Source organism: Paenilisteria newyorkensis, assembly GCF_000766145.1.
Lineage (GTDB): Bacteria > Bacillota > Bacilli > Lactobacillales > Listeriaceae > Listeria_A > Listeria_A newyorkensis.
Genome location: NZ_JNFB01000024.1, coordinates 67,828 through 80,817 on the forward strand (window position 1 = coordinate 67,828; position 12,990 = coordinate 80,817).

The 12,990-nt window shown below is 41.8% G+C and carries 11 protein-coding genes; all 11 read left to right on the top strand.

The window, feature by feature from the left end:
* Window positions 1-14 precede the first annotated feature (14 nt).
* The 11 genes from EP58_RS09650 to mnmG all read left to right on the top strand — a co-directional run bounded on the left by EP58_RS09650 (window position 15) and on the right by mnmG (window position 12,990).
* The gene (locus EP58_RS09650; RefSeq protein WP_052164967.1) at window positions 15-683 is read left to right on the top strand and encodes a CpsD/CapB family tyrosine-protein kinase; all 669 of its coding nucleotides are present in this window, start codon (window positions 15-17) and stop codon (window positions 681-683) included.
* Between the two features lie 16 nt (window positions 684-699).
* Window positions 700-2,061, top strand: a complete 1,362-nt coding sequence (locus tag EP58_RS09655; RefSeq protein ID WP_036092950.1) for an O-antigen ligase family protein — start codon at window positions 700-702, stop codon at window positions 2,059-2,061.
* Window positions 2,048-2,527, top strand: a complete 480-nt coding sequence (locus EP58_RS09660) for a DUF4352 domain-containing protein (protein ID WP_036092953.1) — start codon at window positions 2,048-2,050, stop codon at window positions 2,525-2,527. Before EP58_RS09655 ends, EP58_RS09660 begins: the two co-directional genes overlap by 14 nt.
* A complete protein-coding gene (locus EP58_RS09665; protein WP_036092954.1) occupies window positions 2,528-3,697 on the top strand; it encodes a glycosyltransferase family 4 protein in 1,170 nt (389 codons plus the stop codon). It abuts the gene before it with no gap.
* A 53-nt stretch (window positions 3,698-3,750) separates the two neighbouring features.
* On the top strand, window positions 3,751-5,211 hold the full coding sequence (murJ, locus tag EP58_RS09670; protein WP_036092956.1) for a murein biosynthesis integral membrane protein MurJ: 1,461 nt from the start codon (window positions 3,751-3,753) through the stop codon (window positions 5,209-5,211).
* Window positions 5,208-6,335, top strand: coding sequence for a glycosyltransferase (locus tag EP58_RS09675; protein WP_052171422.1), 1,128 nt, complete (start codon window positions 5,208-5,210; stop codon window positions 6,333-6,335). Before murJ ends, EP58_RS09675 begins: the two co-directional genes overlap by 4 nt.
* Window positions 6,336-6,338: 3 nt before the next feature.
* On the top strand, window positions 6,339-7,520 hold the full coding sequence (locus EP58_RS09680) for a glycosyltransferase family 4 protein (protein WP_036092958.1): 1,182 nt from the start codon (window positions 6,339-6,341) through the stop codon (window positions 7,518-7,520).
* 2 nt (window positions 7,521-7,522) lie between these two features.
* Window positions 7,523-8,116 carry a sugar transferase gene (locus tag EP58_RS09685; RefSeq protein WP_201740718.1) on the top strand — a complete coding sequence of 198 codons (594 nt, stop codon included), beginning with the start codon at window positions 7,523-7,525 and terminating at the stop codon, window positions 8,114-8,116.
* 20 nt (window positions 8,117-8,136) lie between these two features.
* Window positions 8,137-9,306 (top strand): aminotransferase class I/II-fold pyridoxal phosphate-dependent enzyme, encoded by a 1,170-nt coding sequence (locus EP58_RS09690; protein ID WP_036092961.1) that lies wholly within the window; start codon window positions 8,137-8,139, stop codon window positions 9,304-9,306.
* 406 nt (window positions 9,307-9,712) lie between these two features.
* Window positions 9,713-11,092 (top strand): tRNA uridine-5-carboxymethylaminomethyl(34) synthesis GTPase MnmE, encoded by a 1,380-nt coding sequence (gene mnmE, locus EP58_RS09695; RefSeq protein ID WP_036092963.1) that lies wholly within the window; start codon window positions 9,713-9,715, stop codon window positions 11,090-11,092.
* Between the two features lie 11 nt (window positions 11,093-11,103).
* Window positions 11,104-12,990 (top strand): tRNA uridine-5-carboxymethylaminomethyl(34) synthesis enzyme MnmG, encoded by a 1,887-nt coding sequence (gene mnmG / locus EP58_RS09700; RefSeq protein ID WP_036092964.1) that lies wholly within the window; start codon window positions 11,104-11,106, stop codon window positions 12,988-12,990.

Genomic DNA, 12,990 nt, shown 5'->3' on the forward strand with positions numbered 1-12,990 from the left:
AGATACATTCATAAATGAAAACATACAATGAGTTTAAACAAAATAAAGACAATTCTTTTTACAAGGAAAAATTTAATAGTATTCAAACCAACCTACAGTTTATGTTGAAAAAACAAGGTATACGTAACTTCATGATTACATCAGCTAATATGAGTGAAGGCAAAAGTTTTGCGAGTGCTAATATTGCGGAAGTGTTTGCAGAAAAAGGAAATAAGACGCTTCTGATTGATGTGGACTTTCATCGGCCATCTTTGCGTAAATATATGCAAGTTAGCGAAAACGTAGGAACAATCGATTATTTGATGGGTGAAATAGAGCTTGAGGAAGCTTGTCAAGATACGCATCACCCTAATTTAAAGCTGATGCCAACGGGGATTGCGCCACCTAATCCTAGTGAATGGGTGGACTCGGCGGAGATGAGGCAACTTATTGAGGTGGCAAAACAAACCTTTGATTATGTGATTATTGATGCCCCGCCATTACTTCCAATTACGGATAGTCGAATTTTGAGTTCTTTATGTGACGGTGTGTTGTTTGTTGCTTTTGTGAAAAAGACGAAGCGAAGTGAAATCAAGCAGGCGATGCGTTATCTGGAAATTGCAGATGCGAATGTTATCGGTGGTATTTTGAATGGTGTTGTAGTGTCTAAAAATGATCGTAAAGGTTATCGATACAAATATTGATTGGAGAAGATGTGAGTTGGATAGAACACTTATCTTAAAAATGATTTTTGTGCTTGGCTTCCTAGTGACGCTGGTGCTGAGTTTCTTCTATTCAATAATGCTAATAGTACCGCTTCTTATAGGAATCTTTGTTTTTAGTTGCTTTTTCACATTGAAGCAACTCGCAGAATTGACATGGTTTATGTTGGCTATTGCCTCTTTTTTTGGATCGATTCTTTCGATTCCAGGTTTAGAAAGCTTGTTTCTCTATCGACTATTACTACCTGTTCAAATAACGCTATTTCTACTCACATGGGATGACTGGTCTTGGATGAGCAAAAGAACAAGGACAATGCTTCTTTTTCTTGTTGGCTGGTTAGCTTCCGCGCTTATCACTATCATCTGGACCGAGTATCAGGGGATTGCGTTTCGAAATGTGTACTTTATGATAGAGGCGATTTACCTCCTGTTCACAGCCATTTATTACTTGAAAGCGGATAAGAAGATAGAATGGCTTGTTACGATTACTAGCGGTGTTATGGCGGTCAATATCGGTATTGGGTTATATGAAATCAACACGGGGCTACATTTAAGTAAGTCGGGATTAACAGATGTCATTGGGAATGCACAGTTTTTGCCAAGTGGAATATTTTTCAATCCAAACGATTTGGCTTCTTTTCTAGCTCTATTTTTGCCGATTACACTGGTCTATATGCAAAGTAGAACTATCATTGGTAGCTTATACAAAGGCTTGTTGGTTATAGGAGCCGTTTATATTATCATCGAAACTCAATCGCGTATTGCCTTCGTCCTAATCCTTGTTATCCTCTTTCTGCTTTTATTACGCTATTCGTGGCGCTGGGGGGCACTAGCGTTGCTATGTATCCCGTTTGTATTACAGTTACCAGGTATGCAAGATACCATCAATCAAGTGAATCAAACCTATACCGATAAAACGAATTCCACAGATTTACGATTAGATATTACGAATTACACTTGGCAAACCGCAAAAGAAAGCTATTTTATGGGTGTTGGTCCAGGGAATGTTCAAATAGAGTTAGCGAAATATTTTCCAGCAGAGGAGCAAAATAATGATGGTGCTGTATCTGTGCATAACTTTCTTTTGGAAGTACTGGCGAATTATGGCTTACTATCGCTACTCTTTTTATTGGCTTTTTTGTTCTACCTTTTCTATCGCAGTTGGCGTTACTGGTTAGAGAATAAAGAAAAAAAGGTGAAATATCTCATTCCACTATTGATAACACTTGCTTTCCCATTTATCGCGTTTGCATCTAGTACAACACTTGAAAAAAGCTATATCTGGATTAGTTTTGGAATTGTTTTAGCCATACTCAATCAATATGATAAACGAATGGAGACGAAAGATGAAACGATTTAAACCGATACTACTACTATTTCTGTCAGTAATTTTTATAACAGCATGTGCGAATGAAAGTGTAACCGTACCAAAAGAAACGCAGCAAACACAAGCTTCTTTTCCAAAGGATAATAAGGTGAATGTATCAAGTTTGGATATGACAGTAGGGGCAATAAAGAATGCCGAAAAAGATATTCCCAAGGGCGATAAACTTGGAGGAAATAAATTGGTGAAACTGGAAGTGACAGTGAAAAATATAACAGAGTACAGTATTCCGATTGCTGCGAGTACCTTTCGTGTATTGGATTCCAGTGGGAAATACCATGCTAACTACGCGGTCGAAGGTGAATTAGGACAATTGATACCAGGTAATAAAGAGATAAAAGGAACTGTCTATTTTGCGATTCCTAAAGAACGTGTGATTGAAAAAGTAATCTATGACGATCAAGTCAGAAGTGCTTTCTATGAATGGAAGGTGGAGAAGTAGATGACAGAAACCAGCATGCCTAGAAAATTAAATGTATTGATGGTCTCTGATGATTTTTATCCACAAGTTGGTGGTATTGCGGCACACGTGCTAGAAATTAGTAAGGCTATTAGTAAACTCGGCCATAACGTGGTCTTGCTTACTAAAATATACGATCCTAGCGGTGCATTACCAGAAGAAGAGATGGTCGATACGATTCGAGTAATACGCGTACGAGTCAGTGAAAAACGGAAAATTCGAGCCTTGCAATTTATGTACAGAGGTCGTAAAAAAATCAAAGAGTTGCTAGCCAAAGATGATTACCAAGTCATTCATTGGCACAAGCTAATTGCAGATTCGATGATTACCAAGATTCCGTTTGACGGCGTGAAAATATTTACGAATCACTCTTCCACTTTCCTTCACTGGTATGAAGAACAGCGATTTGCTAGGTTCCGATTTTTATTGGGGCATATGGATGGTGTGATTGCACCAAGTACTGAGTTAACGGCAAAAATCTCTACGGTTTTTCCCATGAAACAAGCGCTGACGATTTCCAATGGAGTAGACACGACGAAGTTTTACCCAGATCAGGATAAGCGAGAAACAATGCGCGCGAGGCTTGGTTATAAAAACGAGAATAAAGTTGTGATGATTGCTAGACGATTAGAAGAGAAAAATGGTGTCTTGTATTTCGTGAAAGCTATTTCAATGATGCTCACGCAAAATGAGGATATTCGAATTTTGATGGTAGGGAGCGGGAGTCAGGAACAAATAATTCGTGATTTCGTGAAGGAGAACGGCTGGGATGACAAAGTAAGTCTTGTAACAGGTGTTGCGAATCCAGAGATGCCTTACTATTTTAATGCGGCGGATCTGGTCGTACTCCCTTCATTGATGGAAGCAACGAGTATCGCAGGTTTAGAAGCAATGGCATGTGGAAAGGCACTTGTGGGTACCGAAGTTGGTGGCATTCCGGAAATTATTAAGCAAAATAAAACAGGAGTGCTCATTCCTGCTAAGTCAGAAACAGCTATTGCGGAAGGTGTCTTAAGTATATTAGAAGATGATAATATTCGTCTAGGAATGGGGCATGCAGCTTTGTATTCCGTACAGCAAAACTTTTCGTGGCAAGAAATTGCACACAAAACAACTGATTTTTATGAGAAACAATTACAGCGATTATTATGAAATAAAGTAGGTGCATTCTAATTCAAAATAAGCTATTAACGTCCTTCCTGTGGATGACATTGCTCACCATATCGATTCAATTTGTCGGATTAGTAAAAAATATATTCATTGCGAAAGGTTTTGGTGTCAGTACAGAGGTAGATGCTTACAATTTGGCGAATACCTACACCGTATCTATTACCAATTTAGCAATACCGGCTATCACTGTGGTCCTGATACCATTTTTAACGAGAAGGACGAATGAGTTAGTCATACAAAGCGCGCTGAATACCTACATTAGTACTCTTTTGTTAAGTATCTCGTTGCTTGTCCTGTTTGGTTCAGGGGGGACACTATTTCTTTTACAAAGTGATGTACTATTATCTGAAACGATGCAGTGGACACTCTTAATCATTATGATTTTGAGTATCGCACAGATTTTTCGTGTATTAACCGCTATTTTAACAGCATTCCTACAAGTGGATAATGACTTTGTTACGCCGAAAGTAGCGATATTATGCAGTACGATTTTCAGTGCTACTTACGTTGTCATGGCATCTAACCCTTCGATTATCGGTGTTAGTTTTTTCTTAACAGCTTCCTTTTTATTGGAATGTATCTTCCTCATTATCAAAAATAAAGGTGTTTCTTTCCGTTTTCAATTGCAATGGAAGAATAATGCTTTTCGGAAACTGATGCGTCAAACAGGACCAGTGGTTTTCAACTCGATTGTGTTTCAGATTTCGTTAATTTTTTCGATAACTTTGGCGGGCTTTTTAGGACAAGGTTATGTAGCGACATTAGGTTATGCCAACCAGATAGTGAGTATTATTCAAGCAGTTATTATCGTTAATATATTGACGCTTGTTTACCCAACGATGTCTCGCGCTTTTAATAAGCAAATCAAGATAGGAAAGCAGCTCTTTATCAACTATGTGACGGTGGCCAATATGCTCGTTATTCCGCTTGTTGTGGGTATGATCATTGTCGGGGATTTACTTACAGCTCTATTATTCCAAAGAGGAGCTTTTACGGCGGAGGATACCGCGCAAGTGACTTTTTTTATGACGATAATTAGTATCGGATTGCCAGGTTTGGTTTTGCGGGATTTTGTTTACCGTGTCTATTTTTGCTTGGAAGATACCCGAACACCTTCTCGTATTTCCCTTGTGACAATAGGTATCAATATTATATTGCTGTTGGTATTGACGCCGTTCTTTGGTATTTATGCGGTGATTCTGATTCCAAGCGTGATGAATATTGTATCGGGATTAGTTGTCTATCGATTATTAGAAAAGCGAGTGGGGAAAATAGACCCAAAACATACCTTACTGAAGCAACATATTATAACGCTCGTGAATGCAGTCGTGATGGGGATTGTTCTTTATTTACTGCGTATGCAATGGCGTATGGAATCTAGCGCTGCGTTCTTTATTCTAGTAATAGTTGGCATCATAGTTTACGGCTTACTGGTGTGTATCACACAACGAAGCATCCTTCGACAATTGAAAAATAAAGGAGTGTCCGAAAGTTGAAACAAGTATTAATCATGAGCTCTGTCCATCCGTGGAATGATACACGTATTTTTCACCGAGAAGCTATTAGTTTGGCGAATGCTGGTTACGAAGTGACGCTTTACGCGATGGAAAGCAATCGAACGTATCACCATGAAATTTCAAATTTAACGGTGAAAACCTTATCTAAAACAAGCAAGCGAAAACGATTCCAAACATGGTGGACGTTTTTTAACATCGCCAGGAAATCATCAGCTAGCATAATCCATCTACATGACCCCGAATTATTACCACTTGGCTATATACTTCAAATTTTCCACAAAAAACAAGTTGTTTTTGATATGCATGAGGATTTTCCGGCTGTGCTAAAATCGAAAAAAATCGCGAGGTACCCAATTGCTAAACCATTCCTACACCTAGCGACATATTTGGAAAAGAGAATGCTTCAGAAAGTCAGTGCTATCGTTTTTGCAGAAGCTTACTATAAAGAAAATTATAGAGACGTTTCAACAGTGCAAGTCGATGTTTATAACTATCCTTTTTTGCAACAGCCTGTATCTGCTGAGAAATATGAGATACCAACATTAATCTACGCAGGTGCGATTCATGAAATTCGTGGATTTAAAGAAATGTTGGAGGTAGCACGCTTGTTAAAAAAGACAGGATACACATTTCAACTCTTGATTATTGGACAAGTACCTGCGAGGCTGGAAACTTATGCAACGAATTTTCAGAGGAAGTATGATTTGAAACAAGAGGTTACGCTTGTTGGTAGATTGGATTTAAGCGAGTTGATGATGTACTATGCTAAATCGCATATAGGCTTAGCGCTACTCCATCCTGTAGACAATTATTTGCGCTCATTACCGACAAAAATATTTGAATATATGTCGGTTTCGTTGCCTTATATCTTATCTGATTTTGAAGTCTATAGGGAGCTAGTAAAGAAAACAGCTAGTGGCATTGTCGTAGATGCTCAAAAGCCACAGGAAATCACCAAACAGATTCAACTGTTATTGAATAATCCAGAAAGACAGAAATATTTAGGTGATAATGGCTACATTCACCATCAAACCATGTTTAACTGGTCAACACAAGAACGGCGGCTAATAGAGTTATACCAATCGATATGGGAGGAGAAATAAGTTTTGAGAATCTTATACTTACATCAACACTTTCAGAAAAAAACTGGGGCGACACGATCCTACGAGCTTTCTAAATACTTCTTGCGACGAGGACATCACGTTACTTTGATTACAGGGACTGGTAAAAGTGAACAAACGGAAGAAGGCGTGCAAGTTCTTTCTACAGCGACGAATTATAGTCAAAAAATGAGTAAAGGACGTCGTATTTTAGCGTTTGGTCACTTTATGCTAGGTAGTTTTTGGAAAGGTTTGACGCGAAAAAAGATGGATATTATTTACGCCACGTCAACTCCTCTCACCGTGGGATTGGTAGGTCTACTGCTTAGTAAAGTCAAGCGTATCCCTTTTGTATTTGAAGTACGAGATGTCTGGCCGGATGTACCTGTGAAATTGGGATATATCACCAATCCGCTATTGATACGAGCGCTCATCCTCATTGAAAAAATGATTTATAACGGAGCTAGCGAGATTATCGCCTTGTCACCAGCGATGAAGGCGAGGATTGTTTCCAAAGGGATTGGGGCAGAAAAAATAACTGTTATTGAAAATATGGCAAACAGTGAGTGGGTGGCAGCTATTGAAGCGCGTCCCCCTGAGGATGAAGTATTGCAGCAATGGATGAAAAATCGTTTTGTCATTGTGCATCCAGGAACAATGGGGGAAGTAAATGGTTTGCAGCATTTACTGACAGTGGCTTCGGATATGAAAGCTTTTGCATCTATTGGATTCTTGCTAATTGGTGAAGGTTCAGAGAAAGCAACTTTAGAACAGCAAGTGGAGACATTGCAATTAGAGAATGTGAAAATTATAGGTAGTATGCCAAAAGAAAATCTTTTTAGTTTGATGAAGCAGTGTGATATGGGCGCGATGAGCGTGAAAAATGAGCGAATACTTTGGGATAATAGTGCCAACAAATTTTTTGATTTTCTAGCGGTTGGTTTGCCAGTCGTACTTAATTATCAGGGATGGCAGCATACTATTTTGCAGGATAGTGGGGCTGGTCGCGGTTTTTTGTATCATGATACGGTGGGCTACTGCCAGTTTTTGCAAGATATGGTGAGGGATGAACAAAGCTATAAAAAATCACGGTTAGCGAGCAAGCGATTGAGTGAACGTTATGATGTTCAGTTACTTGCAGGCAGGGCGTCCTGCTTATTGGAACAAATACTAGAGAGGAAGAAATGACTATGAAACGTTGGATAGATATTCTTTTTGCGATAAGTATTGGACTGGTTGCCCTGATTCCAATTATTCTTTGCGCGAGTCTATTTTTTATTTTGTATCGTGAAATGCCTTTCTATGTAAGTATACGTGCTGGGAAGCAAGCGCGTTGTTTTAGAATCTATAAGTTGAAATCAATGCGTCAGAGTTTTTATAAGGATGGGAAACCGTTACCAGATCATATGAGGATTACAGGATTTGGCCGTTTTATGAGGAAGTATAGTATTGATGAATTGCCACAACTGTGGAATATTCTGATTGGAGATATGAGTCTAGTTGGACCACGGCCGTTGCCAGTTACTTACACTAGTCTTTACAATGAGCGTCAGCGCAAACGTCTTTCTGTTAAGCCAGGTCTAACGGGGCTCGCACAAGTAAATGGAAGAAACGCAATCAGCTGGGAAGCAAAGTTTGAAATGGATGTGCAATATGTGGAACAACAATCCATGAAATTAGATGGCGCTATATTATTTCAAACAATTGGAAAAGTAATGCGTGGAGCGGATATCAGCCAAGAAAATCATGTGACAGCAGAAAGTTTTCAAGGGACGACGGAATAAAAAATGAAGAAAGAGGTAGGATGATGCAAAGACCGATTTTATTATCTACGCCGCATATGAGCGGGCGGGAGCAAGTATATGTGAAAGAAGCATTTGATACGAATTGGATTTCCCCACTTGGAGCAAATGTGACAGCGATGGAGGAACAAATAAAGGCGTACACGAATGCGAATGCCGCCTGTTTGACAAGTTCTGGCACAGCAGCGATTCATTTAGCTTTACGGTTACTAGAGGTTGGTGTAGGTGACACTGTATTTTGCGCCTCATTCACTTTTATTGCGAGCGCTAACCCCATTAAATATTTAGGAGCTGATATCGTATTCATTGATTCCGAACCGGAAACGTGGAATATGTCGCCGCAAGCATTGGCACGGGCTTTGAGGGATGCCAAAGAACAAAATAAATTACCTAAAGCAGTTATTGTGGTGCATCTCTACGGTCAAAGCGCTAAAATGGATGAAATCGTAGCTATGTGTGAGCAATATGGTGTTCCGATTATCGAGGATGCCGCAGAATCTCTTGGATCGACATATAAGGGACAGCAGACAGGAACATTCGGTGATTTTGGTATATACTCTTTCAATGGGAACAAAATTATTACGACATCTGGTGGTGGTGCACTGGTAGCGAAAGATCCGGCGATGATTGAAAAAGCAGTCTTTTTAGCTACACAAGCACGTGAACAAGCACCGTATTATCAACATGAGGAGATTGGTTATAATTACCGCATGAGTAATGTATCAGCAGGAATTGGTCGCGGTCAAATGGAGGTTTTAGCAGAACGTGTCGCTGCAAGGCAGGGTGTGTATCAGTACTATGAGCGTCATTTTGGTGATGTGGATGGGATTACGATGATGCCTAAATTGTCGGATACCGTGTCCAATCATTGGCTTACTGCGATAACACTGGACGTGAAAGATTTGCACTTGTCGCCATATGTTGTGATGGCGAAAATGAAAGCTGCGAACATTGAGACACGATTATTGTGGAAGCCGCTTCATTTGCAGCCAGTGTTTGCAGATGTCATTTTTTACTCTCATGACATGAGGCAACAAGCTGTGTGCGAGCAGTTATTTGAGAAAGGGATTTGTTTGCCTTCAGGCTCGAATTTGACAGAAACGGAACTCCAATACGTTAGTGAAACAATGTGCCATGTTTTGGAGGAAGAGCTGAACGTTGCAGTAGTATAGATGTTAAAAGTAATGCAACAAAGATATTTGGATATTGATACGAGTTAAAGATCATACGGGTAGATCGCCATCTAAAGAAGTTGTGAAAAAGTGAGTACGTTCGGAAATGAGGAACGTACTTTTTGCTGTGATAATTAATCTCTTGTGGATAACTTCAAAAGTTGGTCCAAAACTATTGTTATTCACATGTGGATAAGTTAAAATAAAGGGTAGGATATTTTTTAAATCTTAAAGAATCTGGATATGTGGATAACTTTTTTCGGATAACTATATAAAACCAATCATTATTAGCTTTGGTGAAAGCGGAGCAAATGTTGATGATATGCACAGGTCATGTGCCAAAATTTATTCGATTAGGAAATCGGTTTCTTTGTGAGCCGTTTTTCTAGGAAGGTGAGGGTAAAGAATGGAATTTGATACAATTGCTGCGATCTCAACACCGCCGGGCGAGGGAGCCATTGCTATTATTCGTTTGAGCGGTGATGAGGCGATTCAGATAGCGGATCGCATTTTTTGTGCGCAAAAACAGCTTAGCGCGGTCGAGAGTCACACGATTCATTATGGTCATATTGTGGATCCGGGCACGAAGGAGACGGTCGAGGAGGTCATGGCAACGGTGATGCGTGCGCCGCGGACGTTTACTCGGGAAGATGTGGTCGAGATTAATGCGCATGGTGGGATTGTTTCGGTGAATCGGGTGCTGCAATTGTTGCTTCGAAATGGGGCGAAATTGGCGGAACCTGGAGAATTTACGAAACGAGCTTTTTTGAATGGGCGGATTGATTTGTCGCAAGCGGAGGCTGTGATGGATTTGATTCGTGCGAAGACGGATCGGGCGATGGGTGTTGCGCTGCAGCAGATGGACGGTAGTTTGTCGCGCTTGATTCGCAATTTGAGACAGGAAATTTTAGATGCTTTGGCGCAGGTCGAGGTGAACATAGATTATCCGGAATACGACGATGTGGAAGAGATGACGCAGCGGATGTTGGTGGAGAAGGCGCAATTGGTGCGGGCTTCGGTGGAGCAGTTGTTGCTGACGGCGCAACAGGGCAAGATTTTGCGTGAGGGACTGGCGACGGCGATTATTGGTCGGCCAAACGTCGGGAAATCGTCGCTTTTGAACCAGTTGATTCAGGAGGAAAAGGCGATCGTGACGGATATTGCGGGTACGACGCGTGATATTATTGAGGAATATGTGAATGTTCGCGGGGTGCCGCTGCGTTTGATTGATACGGCGGGGATTCGCGAGACGGAAGATATTGTTGAAAAAATTGGCGTGGAACGGTCGCGCAAAGCTTTGCAGGAAGCGGATTTTATTTTGTTGGTGTTGAATCAAAACGAGCCGCTGAGTGTGGAAGATGAGGCGTTGTTTGAGGCGGTCGCGGGTCATAATTTTGTGGTCGTTTTGAATAAGACGGATTTAGCGCGGAATATTGATGTGGCGCGGGTTCGGGAGCTTGCTGGGGATAATCCAGTGGTCGAGACGTCGCTTGTGAATGATGCGGGACTTGCGCAGCTTGAAATCGCGATTAAGGATTTATTTTTCGCGGGAGAAATTGATGCTGGGGACGCGACGTATGTTTCGAATGCGCGTCATATTGCACTTTTGCATGAGGCGATTGGTGCGATTGAGGCGGTTATTGATGGCGTGGAAGCTGGAATGCCAGTGGATATCGTTCAGATTGACATGACGCGGGCTTGGGATTTGCTCGGAGAAATTATCGGTGAATCGGTTCAGGATGAGTTGCTGGACCAGTTATTTAACCAATTTTGTTTAGGAAAGTGATGTGTTGAAATATGCAAACTTATGATGCGGGACATTATGATGTAATCGTGGTCGGTGCGGGGCATGCGGGCGTGGAAGCGGGCCTTGCGAGTGGCCGAATTGGCGCGAAAACGTTGATGCTCACAATTAATTTAGATATGGTGGCGTTCATGCCGTGTAATCCTTCTGTTGGAGGGCCTGCGAAAGGTGTCGTTGTGCGCGAAATTGATGCGCTCGGCGGCGAAATGGGTCGGAATACGGATAAAACGCACATTCAAATGCGGATGCTTAACACTGGAAAAGGCCCTGCGGTTCGTGCTTTGCGTGCGCAATCGGATAAGTGGGATTATCAACACGAAATGAAGCACACGATTGAAAAAGAGGAAAATATCACGCTGCGTCAAGGTTTGGTGGATCGTCTTGTTGTGGAGGATGGTGTCTGTAAAGGCGTTATCACGAACAGCGGCGCGATTTATTATGCCAAAACGGTCGTACTGACAACAGGGACTTTTTCACGTGGTGAGATTATTGTTGGGGAACTGCGTTATTCTAGTGGTCCGAACAATCAGCAGCCGTCGATCAAGCTTTCTGAGCATTTGGAAGAGCTAGGTTTTGAGTTGCGTCGTTTTAAAACGGGGACACCGCCGCGCGTGAAGTCGAGTTCCATCGATTATTCGCAGACAGAAGAACAGCCTGGAGACGATGTTCCGCGTGCCTTTAGTTATGAGACGGTGGATTTTATTATGGATCAGTTGCCGTGTTGGTTAACGTATACAAACGAGGCAACACACCAAATTATCGAGAAAAATTTGCATCGTTCGCCGATGTTTACTGCGACCAAAAAAGGGACGGGTGCGCGTTATTGTCCGTCGATTGAGGATAAGATTGTGCGTTTTAGCGATAAGCCGCGCCATCAAATTTTCTTAGAGCCTGAGGGTCGCAATACGGAAGAGGTTTACGTGCAAGGTTTGTCGACAAGTTTGCCAGAGGATGTACAGCGTGAAATGTTAGCGACGATTCCTGGACTGGAAAATGTCGAAATGATGCGTGTTGGTTATGCGATTGAATATGACGCGGTGATGCCGGAGCAATTGTGGCCGTCGCTTGAAACGAAACGAATCGAGAATTTGTATACAGCGGGTCAATTGAACGGGACGAGTGGTTATGAAGAGGCGGCTGGACAAGGTTTAATGGCGGGAATCAATGCGGCGCGCCGTGCTTCTGGAAAAGAGCCGGTGGTGCTTGGACGCGATCAAGGCTATATCGGCGTTCTCATTGATGATCTCGTGACGAAGGGAACCGATGAGCCGTACCGCTTGTTGACGTCTCGCGCGGAGTATCGCTTGTTGTTACGCCACGATAATGCGGATTTGCGTTTGACCGAGATTGGGCATGAAATTGGTCTAATCAGCGACGAACGTTACGCCCGATTTGTTGCGAAACGCGAAGCTATTGAGGCTGAAAAACAACGATTGAAAACGACGCGTATCAAACCGACTGCGGCTGTACAGAAAATGCTGGTCGATATGGGTAGCACGGAGCTCAAGGATGGCGTTTTAGCAGCGGATTTTTTGAGACGTCCAGAGATTACGTACGATATTTTGATGGAGATTGTTCCACGTGAAACATCGCTAACTGCGGATATCGAGGAGCAGGTCGAAATTCAGATTAAATATGAAGGTTATATCGAGAAATCATTGAACCAAGTGGAAAAAATGAAGCGCATGGAAGGCAAGAAAATTCCGGAAAACATCGATTATGATGCGATTGGCAGTTTGGCAACGGAGGCATTGGAGAAATTGAAGAAAATCCAGCCACTTTCGATCGCGCAGGCTAGCCGTATTTCAGGTGTAAATCCCGCCGACATTTCCATCTTGTTAGTGTATATTGAGCAAGGCAAAATCGCAAAAACAAAGTGA